Annotated in this window: 14 protein-coding genes; 10 read left to right on the plus strand and 4 right to left on the minus strand. The window is 45.7% G+C overall.

Annotated elements, in window-relative coordinates; all coding sequences use genetic code 11:
- The first annotated feature begins 74 nt into the window (after positions 1-74).
- The 3 genes from lysA to Cabys_RS03435 all read left to right on the plus strand — a co-directional run bounded on the left by lysA (position 75) and on the right by Cabys_RS03435 (position 3,382).
- Complete coding sequence (lysA, locus tag Cabys_RS03425) at positions 75-1,331, plus strand: diaminopimelate decarboxylase (RefSeq protein ID WP_006928757.1); 1,257 nt, start codon at positions 75-77, stop codon at positions 1,329-1,331.
- A gap of 1 nt (position 1,332) precedes the next feature.
- Positions 1,333-2,448 (plus strand): alanine racemase, encoded by a 1,116-nt coding sequence (alr, locus tag Cabys_RS03430; RefSeq protein ID WP_006928758.1) that lies wholly within the window; start codon positions 1,333-1,335, stop codon positions 2,446-2,448.
- Between the two features lie 97 nt (positions 2,449-2,545).
- A complete protein-coding gene (locus tag Cabys_RS03435; protein WP_006928759.1) occupies positions 2,546-3,382 on the plus strand; it encodes a type IX secretion component PorD family protein in 837 nt (278 codons plus the stop codon).
- 478 nt (positions 3,383-3,860) lie between these two features.
- Here the strand turns inward: Cabys_RS03435 and smpB are convergent, their stop codons facing one another.
- Positions 3,861-4,322, minus strand: a complete 462-nt coding sequence (gene smpB / locus Cabys_RS03440) for an SsrA-binding protein SmpB (protein ID WP_006928760.1) — start codon at positions 4,320-4,322, stop codon at positions 3,861-3,863.
- Positions 4,323-4,476: 154 nt separating this feature from the next.
- Positions 4,477-5,799 carry a hypothetical protein gene (locus tag Cabys_RS03445; RefSeq protein WP_006928761.1) on the minus strand — a complete coding sequence of 441 codons (1,323 nt, stop codon included), beginning with the start codon at positions 5,797-5,799 and terminating at the stop codon, positions 4,477-4,479.
- 405 nt (positions 5,800-6,204) lie between these two features.
- Here Cabys_RS03445 and Cabys_RS03450 point away from each other — a divergent pair, with 405 nt between their 5' ends.
- Together Cabys_RS03450 and Cabys_RS03455 are read left to right on the plus strand one after the other, a co-directional pair.
- A complete protein-coding gene (locus tag Cabys_RS03450; protein ID WP_006928762.1) occupies positions 6,205-6,792 on the plus strand; it encodes a DJ-1/PfpI family protein in 588 nt (195 codons plus the stop codon).
- A 154-nt stretch (positions 6,793-6,946) separates the two neighbouring features.
- A complete protein-coding gene (locus Cabys_RS03455; protein ID WP_006928764.1) occupies positions 6,947-7,954 on the plus strand; it encodes an MBL fold metallo-hydrolase in 1,008 nt (335 codons plus the stop codon).
- Between the two features lie 303 nt (positions 7,955-8,257).
- Here the strand turns inward: Cabys_RS03455 and Cabys_RS03460 are convergent, their stop codons facing one another.
- Entirely contained in the window at positions 8,258-9,487 is a 1,230-nt protein-coding gene (locus Cabys_RS03460) for an HD-GYP domain-containing protein (protein ID WP_006928765.1), read from the minus strand.
- 280 nt (positions 9,488-9,767) lie between these two features.
- A complete protein-coding gene (locus Cabys_RS03465; RefSeq protein ID WP_071961261.1) occupies positions 9,768-12,026 on the minus strand; it encodes an IS4 family transposase in 2,259 nt (752 codons plus the stop codon).
- 294 nt (positions 12,027-12,320) lie between these two features.
- Here Cabys_RS03465 and Cabys_RS03470 point away from each other — a divergent pair, with 294 nt between their 5' ends.
- The 5 genes from Cabys_RS03470 (at position 12,321) to Cabys_RS03490 (ending at position 18,020) form a co-directional block, all read left to right on the plus strand.
- A complete protein-coding gene (locus tag Cabys_RS03470; RefSeq protein WP_006928766.1) occupies positions 12,321-14,186 on the plus strand; it encodes a penicillin-binding protein activator in 1,866 nt (621 codons plus the stop codon).
- A gap of 20 nt (positions 14,187-14,206) precedes the next feature.
- Entirely contained in the window at positions 14,207-14,959 is a 753-nt protein-coding gene (pgeF, locus tag Cabys_RS03475; RefSeq protein WP_006928767.1) for a peptidoglycan editing factor PgeF, read from the plus strand.
- Between the two features lie 45 nt (positions 14,960-15,004).
- Positions 15,005-16,738, plus strand: coding sequence for a S8 family serine peptidase (locus Cabys_RS03480; RefSeq protein WP_006928768.1), 1,734 nt, complete (start codon positions 15,005-15,007; stop codon positions 16,736-16,738).
- Between the two features lie 210 nt (positions 16,739-16,948).
- Entirely contained in the window at positions 16,949-17,563 is a 615-nt protein-coding gene (gene lexA, locus Cabys_RS03485; RefSeq protein WP_006928769.1) for a transcriptional repressor LexA, read from the plus strand.
- A gap of 13 nt (positions 17,564-17,576) precedes the next feature.
- On the plus strand, positions 17,577-18,020 hold the full coding sequence (locus tag Cabys_RS03490) for a LexA family protein (RefSeq protein WP_006928770.1): 444 nt from the start codon (positions 17,577-17,579) through the stop codon (positions 18,018-18,020).
- Positions 18,021-18,049 lie beyond the last annotated feature (29 nt).

The raw sequence follows: 18,049 nt of genomic DNA on the forward strand, positions 1-18,049 counted from the left end.
TGCTAACAATTCAAGTATTTCTTAAGTTAATTAATTAACAGAACAAACTGCTGAACGTTAAAGGGATTTTCTGAATGGAAAAGAATTTTTATTTTAGCGAAAACATTCTCCATGCCGAAAACCTGAACTTACAGGAATTTGCCGCGAATCATCCCACGCCCTTTTATCTTTACTCGCAATCCAGAATCGAGCAAAATTGCCAGGCGGTAATCAACGCCGGCAAAGGGTTAGATTTTTTACCCTGCTTTGCTTTAAAGGCCAACTACAATCCGGCCCTTTTAAAGCTGATTAAAAACATGGGTTTTGGCGCCGATGTGGTTTCCGGAGGAGAACTGGTATTTGCCTTAAAGGCCGGTTTTGCGCCTTCCAAAATTGTTTTTGCCGGAGTGGGAAAAACGGCAGAAGAGATTCGCCTGGCCATTGAATCCCGCATTCATTCCATCAATATCGAATCCATCGAAGAATTCAAGGTCGTGCAAAAAATCGCCGAAGAGCTGGAAATTCCCACCGGCATCGCCTTTCGCATTAATCCGGATATCGAAGCGCCCACGCACGATTACATTGCAACTGGCAAACATATTAACAAATTCGGGATTACTTTCGAAGACGCGCTGCCCCTGTACCGGGCCGCCGCTAAACATCCCTGGTTAAAGCCGGTCGGCTTACATATTCACATCGGTTCCCAGATTCTGGAAGCAGAACCGTTTTTAAAAGCGGCCGATTATCTGATTGAAAAAGTCGATTTTCTGCGAGATCAGGGTCTGCCGGTTACGGTTTTAGATCTGGGGGGCGGCATAGGAATCGACTATACGGAAGATTTTTTTGAAACAACGCGCTGGCCTTTGCCGCAAATTTTGTCTGCTTTTGTGGCCAGGTTTAAAGGGCTGGAGATTAAACTACTGGCCGAACTGGGACGGGCCATTGTGGGCGACGCCGGCCTTTTGATTACTAAAGTGCTGTACAAAAAACAAACGCCCCTGAAAAAGTTTGTTATTGTTGATGCCGGCATGAACAACCTGCTGCGCCCCAGTTTGTACCGAGCGTACCACCCGATCGTTCCCCTGCAAAGGCGTAATGCGCCCGCTGAAATAGTGGATGTTGTCGGTCCGGTGTGTGAAAGCGGGGATTTTTTTGCTCAGGACAGAAAGTTGCAGGCCGTAGAGCAGGGCGATTTCCTGGCCATTGGCGGGGCTGGCGCTTACGGCCAGGCTCTGGCTTCCAACTATAATTTGCGTCCGCTCATTCCGGAATATCTGGTTAAAGACACCAAAGTAAAAACCATTTTTAAAGGTGAACGTATTGAGCAAATAGCACAAAAATTCGAGTGGTAAAATGGGACCAACCAGAGCTTATATCGATCATCGTAACTTGATTCACAATTTAACTTTGATTCAAAAGGCGGTGGCTCCGGCGACTGTGATGGGCGTGGTTAAAGCCGAGGCTTACGGCCATGGCAGCATTGAAGCGGCCAGAACCCTGCTGGCTAACGGCGTTAACTATTTAGGCGTTGCCTTTCCGGAAGAAGGCATCAAATTGCGCAAAGCCGGCATTGACGTGCCCATTCTTGTTTTTGGCGCTCATCTGCCTCATTTCTTTCCGCAGTTTCTGGATTACAAGCTGGACATTACGTTAACAGACGTGGAACAACTGGAACCCTTACGCGCCCTGTGTCGCAAATACGGCCTGCGGCCGCGCGTGCAAATTAAAATAGATACCGGCATGGGCCGCGTGGGATTTCTTTTTGACCGGCAACAGGATTTGATTTTTAAAATTATTGAAGAGCCCGCCTGGCAAGTGGTGGGCGTTTATTCTCATCTTTCCAGCGCCGACGAAGAAGATACAACGTTTACGCTCCAGCAGATCAAAGAATTCAGCAGGATTAAAAGCGTCATTCAACAAAAATACCCCGAATTGAATGCGCTGTTTCATCTGGCCAATTCGGCGGCCATCATGCGCTTTAAAGAAAGTTATTTTGACATGGTTCGTCCGGGCGTGATGCTTTACGGCAATCCGCCTTCTCCTGCTTTTAACCTGCAGTGGCCCTTAAAAGAGGTGATGGCTTTTAAGTCTAAACTAACGCTGATAAAAAAATTGGACGCCCATCAACCGGTGAGTTACAATCGGCGCTACTACACGCCGCGGCCGACCTATATTGGCCTGGTGCCGGCTGGTTATGCCGACGGCTACAACCGAAAATTCACCAATCGAGGACAGGTATTGATTCGCGGAAAGCGTTACCCGGTGGTGGGCACCGTTTGCATGGATCAGTTTTTAGTTGATCTGGGGCCGCGTTTAAATGGCGTTAAGGTGGGCGACGAGGTGGTGCTTTTTGGAAAACAGGAAAACGCGCACATTAAAATCATCGAAATTTCTGAAAAACTTGAGACCATCCCTTACGAGGTGACCTGTTGGGTTTCGGGACGCGTGCCGCGCATCCATCTGAAATAGGATATTCATTTTTCACTTGCGGCTTTATTTTGTTTTAGTAGATTTTATTCGCTTTCATTGTTATATTCAAACAGTTTAATGAAAAACTGGAGTAGCTATGAAACGGTTAACGTACGCCCTGAGTATAATCCTGGCTTTGGCATTGACGGTTCACAGTCAGGTGTTAAAAGTCAATGTCACGCTCGATCCCACCAATCTGCCCACCGACGAGGTGAACAAACTGGCGGATTTCCCCGATAAGGTTGAACAATATATTAACTCCTACGAATGGGTGGAAGACGTTTATGAATACGATGTGAATTGCAACGTTCGCATCATCATTCAATCCGTTCAACAAAAATCGCACGAAAAATTGTACCTGGCGCAGTTTGTCATTACCAGTGAATCCGGAGAATATTTTTACGACAAAACATGGGAGTTCCCTTACGACCAGGGGACGCCTTTTAGTCATTTTAAGGGGCAATTCGATCCCTTAACCCATTTCCTCGATTTTTACGCTTACATGATATTAGCCGGCGAGCTGGATACCAACGATTATTTAAAGGGAAATCCTCTTTATGAAAAAGCGCGGGATATCGCCAATCGCGGGCAACTTTCGCGCTACCCGCGCGGCTGGACATATAGGATGAATCTGGTATTTGCCATAACCGATGCCCGTACCCGTCCTCTGCGCGAAATAAAACCCGATTTCTTTGAAGCGCTTTATTTGTTAGATGAAGGAAAACGGGGCGAGGCCTACGCTTACGCTAAAAAGGTATTAGAGGGCCTTAAAAAGGTTTATAAAGTTCAACCCAACAATCTCTATTTACAATACTTTTTCAATTCGCATTATCAGGAACTGGCGGATCTGTTCAGAGGCCATAATGCGGATTTGAATCAGTTAATAGAAATGGATAGCCGGCATCGGCAGGCCTATCGCGATGTAATGGAGTAATACGTTTTTAGATTCCAAAAATGGTTTTAGCCTTAAAAGTTCTGTTAGTGTAAGGTAAATATGTTTAACGAATGAAACGGGAAGCAGGCGTACAAACGCGCTTCCCGTTTTTTTTATCGCGTGTAGGCGCGGCGATGAATTTTGAAGCAGATGTCTGGTCGATGGAGTGGGCAGGGCTTTAAGCAACCACAGAGAAATCACAAAGAGCGCAAAGAATGTTTTAAGAAATAGTTTGAATTGCCCTCACCCCCCTCGATTCCCTTTTCTCAGAATAAAAATCTGGTAGAGGGGGTTGATTTGCGGGTGAGAATTTTCTCCGACGGTGTGCTGGGCGCCAACGCCTGCTTATTTTGATTCAACCATTCAACCATTCAACTAATCAACCATTCAACCATTTTGCCACGCTAAAGAGCCAGAATTTTTGAAAGAAATATTCTTATCTGCCGCATTTTAGTTTACGGCGGAGGCGCAGTAGTTCTCAGTATTTAAGTTTCTTGAGGCGATCCATCTCTCTTTTTTGATCTCTTTCGGCAATGGCCGCCCGTTTATCATATTGTCTTTTTCCTTTGGCAATGCCCAGTTCAATTTTTACCAGGTGCTTTTTAAAATAGATCTTGAGCGGAACGATGGTGACGCCCTTTTCCTCCGTCTGGCGGAAAAGACGCTTCAACTCGCGTTTGTGCAGCAGTAATTTCCGGTCTCTCACCGGATCGGGCTGTTCAAAGGCCGCCTGTTTGTAGGGAGAGATATGCATGCCCACCAGCCATAATTCACCTTTTTTAAAACGGGCGTAAGCATCCTGCAGGTTGACGCGTCCTTCGCGAATGGACTTAACTTCGCTTCCTTTTAAAGCGATACCCGCTTCCAGGGTATCAATAATATGATAATCGTGCCGCGCCTTGCGATTGGTTGTAACAACGCGTATTTGACCATTTGCCATTTTGATTCCAGAATTTTATTTAGTGATCAATTTAATATTGAAACCTTTGAAAAAAACAGGGGCTCCCGCAGATCTTTACCCCATAGTGACCGAAATTACAATGTTACTGATTTTTTTCAAAGGCTTCCTGTTGAATGTAGCAAAATGAAAGATATTAAACAAGGTAATATTTGGATCGGGGGGCAAAAACACATTCCACCCACACCGCTCGCCACTGCCCTTTGTTTTGCGGAATAATTTGCATGTTAATAATATCGCCCGCTTCGATAAAGCGCCCGTCTAACAGGGAGAGATCTACATCCTGATACCGTTCCTTAAGGTGAATGTCTTCCACTACGAAAAAACCGTCTTCGTAATCAACCACTTCAAAAAAGCCATCGAGGATGGCAGGGTCTTCCTTTTCCGGGGAAAGCTGATATTCAACATACGAATGCGTCTGATGAAAATTCTGGCTGAGTTTGAAAGTCCGCCTGAGCTCCAGCAATGAGGCCGTTTTCAGTTCGTTCCAGTACACATAAAAGTTTTTTTCGTAATTGTAGTCAACGAATTTAATGAACCGTTCAAAACGCTCAATTTCGCCATCAAATTGAATACGCTCTTCCGGGGCAAATTCCGTCGGAAAGACAATCAAAAAGAATTCTTCAAAATCTTCATACACCAGATCATTAATGTTCAAAGGCCCGATAAAATTGATTACAAACTTTTTGAACAAGTTGATGACATGGTTGTCGCCAGAAGTAGAGGTTAACGTCTCGAATTCTTCAAGTACGGTTACCAGATCGTTTTCTGCCCGTTTCCAGGGTTCATCCATTTCAAAGTCGTCTGGATCGTCCAGAGAAGAAAAATCGAGTTCCGTCCACGAGTTATCGTCAAATTCAATTAAACGATCGAAAAGGTCCGAGGCGTTTTCGTCTGGCGTTTTTAACAACGGATCGCCTTCTTTTTTAATCAGGTCAACAATTTTTTCGTTAATGAACTGAATCAGCTTTTGTAAAACCGGATGTCCATCAGTAGCCGAAGTTTTTAGATCGTAGCGGTAAAAATCCAGCACCGCATCGATAACCACATAGTTCAATAAATCATATTTAAGACAATGTTCCTTGATGGTACAGGAGTAAATTCCAAATTCGGCGCTTTCGGGGACTTTGCCCGCTTTAACCAGGTCTTCTTGTGAAATTTTTTGTTGCAGTTGATTCGGACAATCCAATGGGCAGCCGCCAAAACAGTTTTTATCGAAAAAGAGCTGCACACTGTCGCCCAGATGAAAAGCCAGATTGGTAATTTCGTCGCTGTTTAAAACGAATTCCTCATCAGCGTTGTACAACGCAGGAAAAAACGAAGTTTCAATTTGCCCGGCAAGGGAGTTCATCAACAAGTAAATAAAATAATCCAGGTTGGTAAGTTCGTAAACTTCCTTTTCCCAGGCCTTAATAAAATCCGATGCAGAGATATATATTTTATGAAATTGTTCTGCCAAAATAATCCTCCTTACACCACCCAAATTTATGGCAACGTCCGCTCATTATCAAATAAAACTGCCTCCTATCTTACCGTTATTTTTAAGTTAAATGGAATGATAAAAATTATCGCAACGCCATGTCCATTATTCTGCAGCGTTTTTTGCCGCACATGGCCTATTAAATATTTCCATTGAACATTTTTCTCTGTATATTTGTTTCACCTAAATCGGACATCAGAAAGCAGTAAGTGGTTTTGTTGTTTTCTTACCGGTTGAACAGATCAGTTTGCAGAAAAATTAAACGCTTCGAAAAGAGCAATAATTCCCGGAAGATTGACCAGGTTTTTTACAAAACTTCTGCTCGAAAAGATTTTACTTTTTTAAGCCATTTTCATGTTTAACCAAAAAGGGAGGACCTTTATCATGTCTAAAAAGAAAATTTTAATGTTAGTGGGCGATTTTGCGGAAGATTACGAAACCATGGTTCCTTTTCAAATACTGACCATGGTGGGCCATGAAGTGCACGCCGTGTGCCCTGGTAAAAAGAAGGGACAAACCGTTAAAACAGCCATTCACGATTTTGAAGGCGACCAGACCTATACCGAAAAACCGGGGCACAATTTTATGCTCAATGCGGATTTTGATTCTGTCAATGAAGCGGATTATGACGCTCTGGTCATTCCGGGCGGAAGGGCTCCGGAATATTTACGCCTGACCGACCGCGTACTGGAGATCGTAAAGCACTTTGCGCAAAACAACAAGCCCATTGCCGCCATTTGTCATGGACCGCAAATTTTAGCGGCCGCGGGCGTGTTAAAAGGAAAACAGTGCTCGTCGTATCCGGCGGTTAAAACAGAGGTGGAATTGGCCGGCGGAACCTGGATCGCTAACAATGAAACTTTTTCTAACGCGCACACCGACGGCAATCTGGTTTCGGCGCCCGCCTGGCCAGCCCATCCGGAGTGGATGAAACAGTTTTTGCAGGTACTGGGCTCAAAAATCGAGGCCTGATTCAGGCTAAATTTTGCAGCCAAAACAGCAATGGTTAATGCGACCTCCCCAACACACTTGGCTTACCGGAGGTCGCTTTTTTACGGCGCCGGCCAAACAGGGTTAAAAAGCGGCCTTTTCGATTTTGAACCAGAATAAAACAGGATGCTTTGCCATGACGATTTATCACTGGCTTTTAGGCCAACCTTACCAGGACAATGCGCTTTTTGTCAAAATTGACGAAGGCCAGAGCATCTATCGTTTACTTTTCGATTGCGGAGAGAACACGATCTCTAATCTGCCGCAAACGGAGATAATGCGCATTGATCATTTGTTTTTTTCGCATTTTCATCTGGATCACGTGGCCGATTTAGACCGCTTCATCCGTCTGAATTACAATCGTCCGGAAAAGCCGGTTCACATCTGGGGACCGCCGGGAACGCTGGAAAAAATCTTTAACCGCTTAAATAGTTTTACGTGGAATTTACTTTCCGATGCCGGAGCCCGCTGGTTTATCCACGAAGCAGGGGAAGGTTCGCTGAAACATTTTTTACTGTTGGCGAGAGATCAATTCAAGAAAGCGTACTTACAAAAGAAAGAACCAGTTGCCGACGCCATTTTGAGCCTGCCGGCGTTTAAGGTATTTGCCGCCACGCTCGACCACAAAATACCTGTACTCGGCTTTAAAGTGACAGAAACGCCAAGAAAAAAAATCAATGTGGCCCAACTGGAACAACTACGTTTGCCTCCCGGCCCCTGGATTAAAACCTTAAAAGATGATGCGGTTGCCGATGAAAAAGAGCTAAAAATCAACGGTAGGCGCTATAATGTCGGTTTTTTAAGAAAGGAATTGCTGACCATTTTACGCGGCAATTCCTTGTGCTATTTAACCGATTTCATCTTTCCGCAAAATGACGGTGGACGTTTGATTCAGTGGATAAAAAATTGCGATGTATTGTATTGCGAGTCGCAGTATCTGGCGGAAGATTTGCCTCTTGCCGAAAAAAATTTTCATTTAACGGTACAGCAGGCGGCCCGGTTGGCTAACCAGGCAAACGTCGGCAAACTTTTTATCTTTCATTTTTCTCAACGCTACAAAGATTTACCTCCTCTTACATTTTTAAAGCAGGCGCAAATGACGTTTCGCCGCAGCTTTCTGCCCGGCCCCTGGGAAAAGATTTAACGTACAGACAAAATGTGGGCGCAATGAACCAGGGCAGCGCAGCCGCAAGCAAAATCAACCGCGACGCGCGCAAAGTAATTTTCTCGCAGATTACGACAATAATCTTTTGTTACCCATAATTGCTCTCACCCCTCGATCCTCTTTGCCCAGAATAAAAGTCTGGGAGAGTGATCTTTGTTTTACATTGGAGGGCAATCTCTTCGCTGCGTCATGACAGGCCGGCTCCCATTCAACCGATTAACCATTCAACCAATCAACCACTCCAGCGGCATATAAACTTTCAAATCCCGCCAGGGCAGGGCGCTAAGCGTTAATCATTTGAAGCATATACTCATTAAGATCGATTTTGTAAAGAGAAGGTTCGGCTATTCCCACAATGGTGTGCAATTCACCCACGCCTTTAGAAAGATCAAGATTGCGGGGCGCAATCGGCAGGCCTTTGTTTAAATCGTAAATTAAACGCACTATAGGGCGCAGTAAATTATCGTGCGCCGTTTCGATAACGATTGCTAAAAATCCGCTGCTTAATTTAACCAGACTGCCCGGCGGATAGATGCCCATAAACAAGATGAACTGTTCGAGCAATTCTTCATCAAAATGCAGCGCCCGTTGAATGTACATATCCTTAATCGCCTCGGATGCATGCAGGGCATGATGATATACGCGATCGGTGGTTAATGCGTCGTACACATCGACTATGGCGCCTATTTTCCCTGCTCTGGATATCTCATTACTCTTTAGCTTGCGCGGATAGCCTGTGCCATTTTCGCGTTCATGGTGTTCGGCAATGTAGGCCATAATATTATCTGTAATGCCGGAATGTCCTTTTACCAGCTCAATTCCAAAATCAACATGTTTTTTCATCAGCTCAAATTCTTTTGGCGATAACGGCATTTTTTTATTGAGAAGTTCCGATGGGATTTTACTCTTACCAATATCGTGCAACATGGAGCCCAGCGTAAACTCGATTACCTCTTCTTTGGACATCTTTAAGGCTTTGCACAGCCCCGCCGTTAAAACAGAGACATTCATGGAGTGTTCAAAGGTATATTCGTCTTTTTCCTTAAGACTTGAGAGCAGCAGCAAGGCGTCATGATTACGAGTTATGGATTCAACGATTTCTTTGACCATTTCGTTGATTTCATCAAACTTGATGCCGCTTCCATAACGCGCATCCTGATAGGCGCTTTTAATGACGCTGAAGGCTTTGCTCTGGATTTCGTGCGCGCGCTTCAATTCTTTTTTTAAAGGGACACGAACGTCTAAATTTAAATCATAGCCGGAAATATCGGGAAGGGCGGCGTCTTCAAAATAGCGTAAAAGTTCTTCTCTGGAAAAGGATTCGACAATATCGATTCCTTTGGTGGTGTCGATGTAAACTTCCGAAATGCCGCTGCGTTTTATCTTTTCGATGTCTTTGTAGGAGCGAATTCGTTTTTTGCCGACAAGGAAAGGGTGGGCGAGCCAGCTGCAATTAAAATCTGCAATAAATACGCCGGGTTTTAACTTATCAACCTTAATCTTTTTAATCATGTAGCGGATAAAGCTCCTGTCTTCTTGCTTCAGGTAATTTTCATTATCGGTTAAATCGTTTAAGAACTTAATCTTTATGGTTACAGGCTGCGCAAAACCCGTCGGCGCACCGCCCCTTTAAAAAGCTGAATGGCCCCCAAATTTTTTAAGATAACAATATTTTTTCTAAAATCATTTTTACAACTCACCCCCTAATTTCATACTTACTAACACGTTAGGTATGCTCTTATCCCCCTCTCTTTGCAAAAAGCTGACCTTTACCCACACATAGCACCGTGGGTTATGGGCCGTCTCGGCTTGAAGTAAAAATAATATACATCTCGGTTGCCGTATCCAATCGCTGTATTCCTCGCCAGAGCGTTACTGTGCCAGGCTCGCCATCACTCTTTCTGCCTAAATGGCCTCCGATCTGACCTACCATACGGATGGCTTCTCGTAAACTCATCGGCTCCTCCGGCGCTATGGGCGTCTTATGCACATAGCAATACAACGCTTTCCATTCCTCTTCTTTGAAAAATACGCTCGCCGGCGAATCCGGTATTTCACGACCTAACATGGTCATATGATAAATGCGCCAGGCTACAACCATATCCACGGCTAAGGCCGTCTCTAAACGATCCGCACTGCCTAATTGACGATCTTTTATGCGGCAGCCGCTCTTGAGCGTTCGATGATATATCTCGATACCCCAACGACGAGTGTACCACTGCACTCGTTGATAGGCATCAGTAAAATTCTCTACCGACACCGTGGTCAATAACATCCACTCTATTGGACTCTTAATATCAGCTGGCGGATCGACCTCTCGGATATAAACAGCCCACACCTTAATGGGCTTAGAGGACGAAAATCGTTTCGGCGGTTCTAAGTCTATCGACGAATAACGCAAGGACATCTTGGCCTCACGAGCCCTGATATTGCCCCTACGAGGAACATGAATTTGAAATTGACCGCGCTCTTCTTGACTGGACATGTAATCCCACAGATCAATTCCGGCCACTTTGCGATTGCGGCGCTTGCCCACGCGTACCAAAAGTCCTGCCTTGCTATCTTTCCTTTGAGCCTCATGAAATAATTCGTAGATATCCGCCTCTCGATCGCCCACGCTTACGATAAGCGTCTCCGGACATAACTTAGCGATCTCGTTGACCCGGCGATAACTACGTAACCATTTCATACTCTCTTTTTGCTCAATGGGTAATTCCTTACGACGACGCGTCTTGCCTCGATCCTTCGGATCACGAGCCCATACCTGGGCATCCAATACGCCTAACGGCGTGCCATCCTCACTAAAGGCCAATGTATCATGTAAAATCAAGCCAATGCTCTGGTGATCTAAATGGCTTGTCGGCCCCAAGTCTTTGGTCATGGGATGCGTGCTGTAGTCTAAAATGGTCGTGTCCTGAGGCGCTAAAACCACCTTGTGTTCTTTTATGCGATCTATCGTCGCCTCGGTATGTGCATCTAAAATAATATCCATGGTTACCTTCTCGTTTTGAAAAAATCGATAGGCGCCCATCGTGCGCGCCTTACCACCACAGGCCTCCGGTATGTTGGCCTGCGGCTTGTTGTAAAAGTCATCCGCTATGGCGTACAAACGCTGTTTGAGACGATTGTCATATAAGCGAATGCTGCCAAATTCCCGCTCCGCCCAATTCGATGAGTCTTTGATTAATCGTCCTTGGCCTAAACCGTCCGCACTCTCCTGACACAAAATCTTTCGCCAGTTCCTTTGCAATGGATAAAGAAATACCTTTTTGGCGATACCGTCACGACGACCGCTGGTATTTCCTACATAAAGCCAGTTGGAAGCCAGGTAACCGATGCCTTTGAAAACACTAGAATCCACATAACTTTCCACCAAAACCGGGCGATAACCATAACGACTCTCCCAATCGGTTCCAATACGCTGCAAGGCTTTACTCAACAGAAATGAAGCCAGATTCTTGACCTTAACCGTAGGTACGATCAAAAAACGATCATTACTGATCACATACTGGATATTCTCCCTTCGCGCCTTTTCGCTCCAGCCAATATAGGCATCCCTGGCTCGTAATTTATAAGTCGCTGAACTAAAGCCTAAAGCGCCAATATAGCCATACTTCTCGCTTTTTACAATATAGCGAATCTGAGCGCCACAAAGTTTTGCGCTTTTAAGGTAATGGAAATTCTCTATTAACTGAAACCATGCGCGCGAATCCTTGCTGTAGCGGCTTTTGATCGGCTCGATTACAATTTCGCCTAAAACCGATAAATGGCCTTCAATGGAGGCGATTGGAACATCAAGCTTACGCTTTTTCTTTTTTTCAAAAGCATAGCTTTTTTTTCGTTCTGGTAATTTGATTAAACCGCGCCGATCCAGCTCTAATAAGGCTTTACGGCAGCTCATCTCCTGGAATTTCCCATTGGGAGATTTCCAGTCCATCAGTTCGCATACCTCTCGTGATAATTTCCTACGAGATATCTGCGGCTGCCGGGCAATGATCGCATTAATACGTTTTAATATTGGTTCGCTAAAAATTTTCCCATATATTTGCATGTAGAAAATTTAACAAATTATTCCCCCTGTGTCAAGTGTGTGCCAGGTCCAGTTGCAAAAAGAGAGGGGGATTAAGGGGGTGAGTTTTTCATACATTCAGCTAATGTATTCACTTAAATATCAATAGATTATAAGGTCTATGTTTGAAATTTTGGGGGACATTCAGGCTCCTTTAAAAAGTTATGGATTTTGAAACTATATTTTCTTACTTTTCGTTTATAATTTCTTTTGCTTTAAGTGACTAAATTTTAGTAGGTTCTATGAAAATTAGTGTTATCTAACGGGGAATGTAACATGCGACGAATCATTAATGTTTTTATTGTACTTATTGCGCTTTCGGTTTCAGTTTTTGCACAACAAGCCAGCCAACAGGAATGGAAAATCTTTCAGCAGGGCATCCAGGACTATAAAACGGGCGAATATGAAAAAGCTCGCAAAAACTTTGCTCTGGTGATTTCACGTCTGGGATATAAAAGCCGTCTTTTAACCGCCAATTATTTAATGCTTGCCAAAACGCTGTATAAATTAAAAGACTATGAAGGATCGATTGAAATTTGTAAAAAGTTTTTAAAGGAATTTCCACAAAGCCAATATGTGGATGACGTTCAATTTGTACTGGCCAATAACTACTTTCGTCTGGGGCGCGTTCAGACGGCGGCGCAGCTCTGGCTTAAACTATCCGAAAAATCTGCGGATAAACGCCTGCGTAAAAAAGCCTTTGAGCTGGCCAAAAACGCCTTGCGCTATTTGCTGGACGCCCAGAGTTTGGCCTATCTGGAACAGCAGGCGAGCGGCAATTACCAGAAAAAATTCATTCAATATATCAAGGCCGAACGTTTTTACGAAGAACGGAATCCGCAGGCTGCCATTCAGACGCTGGAAGTCTATCGTTCGTTGCCGGGTAGCTTTGCCGCCCTCGACGAGATGGCCAACAATCTCTACGATTTCTTAAAAAGTAAGCAAACCAATAAAATCAGAATTGCCGCCTTATTACCTTTAAGCGGGCTTAATCAGGACGTGGGACGCGCCATCCTGGACGGCGCTCAACTGGCCATGGCTGAGTTCAACCATATTCACCAGGTAAATGTTCAGCTTATCCCTTTTGATTACCAGGGCAAACTGGAACTGGCCCTACAAAAGATGAAGGAGATCAGCAACGATCCCTCTATCGCAGCCGTTTTTGGTCCGCTGGAAAATGATGTTACGGCGGCCTGCGCCGTGGTGGCGGACTATGAAAATATTACGCTGATCTCGCCCACCGCATCCGGAAAATATTTACGGCGCATCTCTAATAACGTGGTGCAACTGGCCGTTCCGGTGGATATCATGGCCAGTAAACTGGCGCGTTTTGTGGTGGATTCTTTAAGAATGCGACGCATTGTGACCCTCTCGCCCATTGACGATTATTTTGTCGATTTTACCAATACGTTTACGCAATATTTAAAAGACAACTTTATCGAAATTCCCATTCAACGCTGGTACTATCCCAATGAATCCGATTTGACCGATCATTTTAAGGCGATCAAACGCGTGGGCCTAAAACTCGCCTTTCAAGACTCCATCATGCAGGCCGATTCCACCATTCAATTTTCGCAAATCGATTCGCTGTATCGAATCTATTCTAAAGAAAAAAGAGAAAAACTGTTACATTCGATGAACCGCGTTAAAATCGACTCGGCCGATATTCCGGTTCAAAGCATCGACGGCGTTCTTTTGCCCATTTATCAGGAAGATATTTCTAAAATTGCCTCTCAATACGCCTACTGGAATATTCAGGCTCAAATCATTGGCAATGGCGCCTGGTACGATACCGAGGCGCTCAACAAAAACAAGACTTACGTCAACGGCCTTTTATTTATCAGCGACCGCTTTTTAAATGACGAAAGCTGGGATTACCGCAACTTTATCAATAAGTTCCGCACCTCGTTTCACCGTACGCCGGAAGAGTTCGAGTTTTTAGGATACGACAATTTCAGTTTTGTGCTTAATGCCATTGCCGTTTCGGAAGATCGCCCGGCAAGAGACAACTTTTTGAATATGCTGACAGGCGCTCCGGATTTTGAAGGCATTTTGCGACGCTTTCATGTCGGCGAAAAACGCTACAACAACGCGGTAAGAATTTTGAAGTACGTTTACGGCCAGCTGCTGCCTTTAAATTAATTACAGAGGAAGAGTGAAACTTGCAGATTCAACCCGTGCTTAAAAAATTCGCTTTATTAAACCAGTATCCGTCGTTGATCCACGCTTTCTCCACGCGCAAAGGCGGCGTGAGCGATCCGCCTTTTCATTATCTGAACTTAGGGCTTTCCACAGCGGATGATCCCGAACGCGTAAAGGCGAACCGAAGGCTTTTTTTTGAAGCGCTAAACATCAAAGAAGATAGACTGGTTTTCCCTCAACAGGTGCATTCCGCCAATATTCAAATTGTTAAAAAAGCCGGCGTGGTTGCGGAGTGCGACGCGTTAATTACCGACACGCCCAACCTGTTTCTTACCGTTCAAACGGCAGATTGTTTTCCTGTTTTTGTTTATGATCCTCAAAATAAAGTGACGGCGGTTATCCATTCGGGCTGGCGCGGCACGGCGCAAAACATTGTCGGTAAAACCATCCGCGCCATGCGCGAGACGTTTCGCTGCGCGCCGCAGAATATCCTGGTAGGAATCGGCCCCGGCGTGCAAAAATCTTGTTACCAGATCGACGAAAAAACCGCGCAATACTTTGACAAACAGTTCCTGAGCCCCGACGGCCCGGGACATTTTAAGCTGGATTTACTTGAGGCGATTGTCCTTCAACTGACAGAGCAGGGCGTTCTTCTTGAACATATTGAACGGGATGCAACCTGCACGCATTGCGCAACAGACGAATATTTTTCATACCGCAGAGATGGAAACTACAGCGGCAGAATGATGGGCGTGATCGGGATGGTGAAATAAAACAAACGATGCAAAAGACTTTTTGATTTTTGGGGAGTTGTTAACATGTTGCAAAGAATGATTCTATTTTTATTTCTGTTTTTATTTTGCCTTTCTGTACAGGCCGGCTTCCATGCCGCTCAATTTCCGCAAACCGCCGACGGCAATCTGTTGGCCTGGGTCGTTTTTAAAGATAAGGGCGGCCAAAATACGGCGCTTTACAAACCCGGCGAACTGCTCCGTCAGCGGGCGATTGATCGGCGTCTGTTGCGGCGTCCCAACCGACCGCTGGTAGATTATAGCGACCTGCCTGTTTATCCCCCATATCTTGATGAAGTGCGCTCGCGCGTACAAAAGATACGCGTGGTTTCCAGATGGTTAAACGCCGTGAGCGTTGAGGCGACGGCCCAAAGTTTAGAAGATTTGCAGGCGCTGGATTTTGTGTTGAAAGTTGATCCTGTGCGGCAGGCAAAACCGATCGACAAAGAAAAAATCGAAGTGCGCCCTGAAACGCTGGCCCCTAAAATTCAGGCAGAAATTGACACGCTATTTTACGGTTACTCCTTTAATCAATTAGATTTAATCGGCGTGCCTTTTTTGCATGAAAAAGGGCTGCATGGCGAGGGCGTGGTCATTGGCATGCTGGACGACGGGGTTAATCTTTTAAACTACCACGTGGCTTTTGACAGTTTAAATGTTCTGGCCACGCGCGATTTTATTCACGGCGACGACGATGTGACGGACAGCGAATTTAAAGCGTTTGAAGGCTGGCACGGCACGATGACGCTTTCTACCATTGCCGGTTATGTGCCAACCAGGTTGATCGGTCCGGCCTACCGCGCGCAGTTTTTGCTGGCCAAAACGGAAGTGGATCAAAGCGAAACGCCGGTGGAAGAGGATTACTGGGTGGCGGGCATCGAATGGCTGGAACAGAACGGGGCGGATATTGTCAGCAGCTCGCTGGGCTATATTGACTGGTACAGCCCTGCCGACATGGATGGCGAAACGGCTAAAACAACGATTGCCGCCGACCTGGCGGTAGAAAAAGGGGTGATCGTCTTCAATTCCGCCGGCAACGAAGGCGACAATCCGGACGTAAACACCTTAATTGCTCCGGCCGACGGCAAAAAGGTGCTGGCCATTGCAGCGGTTGACCGCTTTGGGCTGCGCGCCTCTTTTTCATCGGTGGGGCCCACGGCAGACGGCAGAATAAAACCGGACCTGGCAGCCATGGGGCTTTATGTTTACGTGGCCTCTAAAAGCCATGCCGATCAGTTTGTGTACGCCAGCGGCACTTCGTTTTCCTGTCCGCTGGCTGCCGGGGGCGCGGCGTTGCTATTGCAGGCCTATCCGCAAACCACGCCGGAGTTAATGGCCAGAGCCTTAAAAGAAACCGCCTCGCAGGCCGCCTTTCCGGATAAGTTTTTGGGTTGGGGCGTTATCAATCTGGAAAAGGCTTATTATTTTCTGGACACGACCTCCGTGGTTTATCCGCCCATGCAGGGAGAACACCTGGCCGTTTATCCGGCCAGGCCCAATCCGGCCAGTGAAATTGTAAAAATTCCGTTCCAGGTCACCTACCCCAGTTTTGTAGAGGTGCGTTTGTTTGACATAAGGGGCAGAAAGGTGCTGTCGTTTGGCACCAAATTCCGGGGAGCCAACCGCATCCACTATGAGACTTTGCAAGGCGATGATTTAAAAAACCTGGCTTCGGGCGTTTATGTGTATTTAGTGCTGTCCCGGGAGCTGGGCACGGGCGCCATTTTTCGCAAAAGCGGCAAGCTGGTAGTTTTGCATTAAAGTTGCAGATAGGGTATGCGATCCAAACACATATTTAAAATATTTTTATGAAATATTTCTTGAACAGGCGGTGCAATAGCATTCCTTTTTTGTACAAGGAAATGCAGAAGTAATTTCCCGCCCCATCTCTTTACCTCATTTTTTCATTTGACATTTTCAATATCCTTTCGTAAAATGGTGTACGATAGTGCATTTAAACGGGAGGGCGCCATGAAATCCCTGACAGTCAGACAAAAACAACTTCTGGAACTCATCGCCAAACATATTGAAGAAAAGGGGTATCCGCCAAGTTATCAGGAGCTGGCGAAAAAGATGAATATTCGATCTAAGTATGCCGTCTTAAAACACATCGACGCCCTGGTGCAAAAAGGTTATCTGGAAAAAGATTCGCTGGCCAGAGGGTTGCGCATTATTGCCCCGCACTATCAGGTTCAACCTTCTCCGAACGTTGAAATCCCCTTGATCGGACAGGTAGCGGCCGGTTTCCCCATTCTCTCCGAGCAAAATGTAGAACGTTACGTGCCGGTGCCGCGCGCGCTGATTAAAGAAGAAGGACGCTACTTTGCCGTTAAAGTACAGGGCGATAGCATGGTTGGCGCCGGCATTTACGAAAACGATTTGCTGGTGGTCAATTCCACCAATCGCGCCAAAAATCGCGATATTGTGGTGGCGCTGGTAGGCGATGAAGTGACGGTAAAACGACTGATTACGCGACGGGGACACCATTACCTGAAAGCAGAAAACCCAGACTATCCGGATATTCATCCCAAACAAGAGTGGTCCATCCAGGGCAAGGTGGTCGGATTAATCCGTGAAATTCATTGAATCCGTTGTTTTAATGAATAACCAGAATGCAACGTTTGTCATGAAACAGAGCAGCAGCAACGCACACCAGTTTTACGAAATTCCGGTGATCGGCGAGGTCCATCTGTCAGAAGAGGATCGCCGTCTGTTGAGTAAATTCACCCTGGGCGAACTGCTTCAGAATTTTCAACAGGAAAATCGCGATTCGGTGGTGGTGCGCGCGCTGGATAACGCGCTGGCCGGAGAGGGCATTTTTAAAGGCGATCTTTTAACCGTGGATTTGCAAAGCCGTCCGCGATCCGGCGATATTGCGGCGGTTCAATTCGGGAGCAAACTTTTTATTCGAAAAATCTTCTTTAACAAAAACTACATCCGGCTGGAAACCGCTGAAGAAACTCCTTCTCCCGTTATCATCGACGAAAATACCCCGGGCGTAAGCGTGCTGGGCAGGGTGACCATGGTCGTGCGCGAACTTTAAGGGCTGTTTAGGATACTTCCCCTGAAAGA

It is taken from the genome of Caldithrix abyssi DSM 13497, assembly GCF_001886815.1.
GTDB classification, from domain to species: Bacteria; Calditrichota; Calditrichia; order Calditrichales; family Calditrichaceae; genus Caldithrix; species Caldithrix abyssi.

Coding starts and splice junctions, on each gene's coding strand:
- lysA (WP_006928757.1), top strand. CDS start 75: ATGGAAAAGAATTTTTATTTTAGCGAAAACATTCTCCATGCCGAAAAC.
- alr (WP_006928758.1), top strand. CDS start 1,333: ATGGGACCAACCAGAGCTTATATCGATCATCGTAACTTGATTCACAAT.
- Cabys_RS03435 (WP_006928759.1), top strand. CDS start 2,546: ATGAAACGGTTAACGTACGCCCTGAGTATAATCCTGGCTTTGGCATTG.
- smpB (WP_006928760.1), bottom strand. CDS start 4,322: ATGGCAAATGGTCAAATACGCGTTGTTACAACCAATCGCAAGGCGCGG.
- Cabys_RS03450 (WP_006928762.1), top strand. CDS start 6,205: ATGTCTAAAAAGAAAATTTTAATGTTAGTGGGCGATTTTGCGGAAGAT.
- Cabys_RS03455 (WP_006928764.1), top strand. CDS start 6,947: ATGACGATTTATCACTGGCTTTTAGGCCAACCTTACCAGGACAATGCG.
- Cabys_RS03460 (WP_006928765.1), bottom strand. CDS start 9,487: ATGATTAAAAAGATTAAGGTTGATAAGTTAAAACCCGGCGTATTTATT.
- Cabys_RS03465 (WP_071961261.1), bottom strand. CDS start 12,026: ATGCAAATATATGGGAAAATTTTTAGCGAACCAATATTAAAACGTATT.
- Cabys_RS03470 (WP_006928766.1), top strand. CDS start 12,321: ATGCGACGAATCATTAATGTTTTTATTGTACTTATTGCGCTTTCGGTT.
- Cabys_RS03480 (WP_006928768.1), top strand. CDS start 15,005: ATGTTGCAAAGAATGATTCTATTTTTATTTCTGTTTTTATTTTGCCTT.
- lexA (WP_006928769.1), top strand. CDS start 16,949: ATGAAATCCCTGACAGTCAGACAAAAACAACTTCTGGAACTCATCGCC.
- Cabys_RS03490 (WP_006928770.1), top strand. CDS start 17,577: ATGAATAACCAGAATGCAACGTTTGTCATGAAACAGAGCAGCAGCAAC.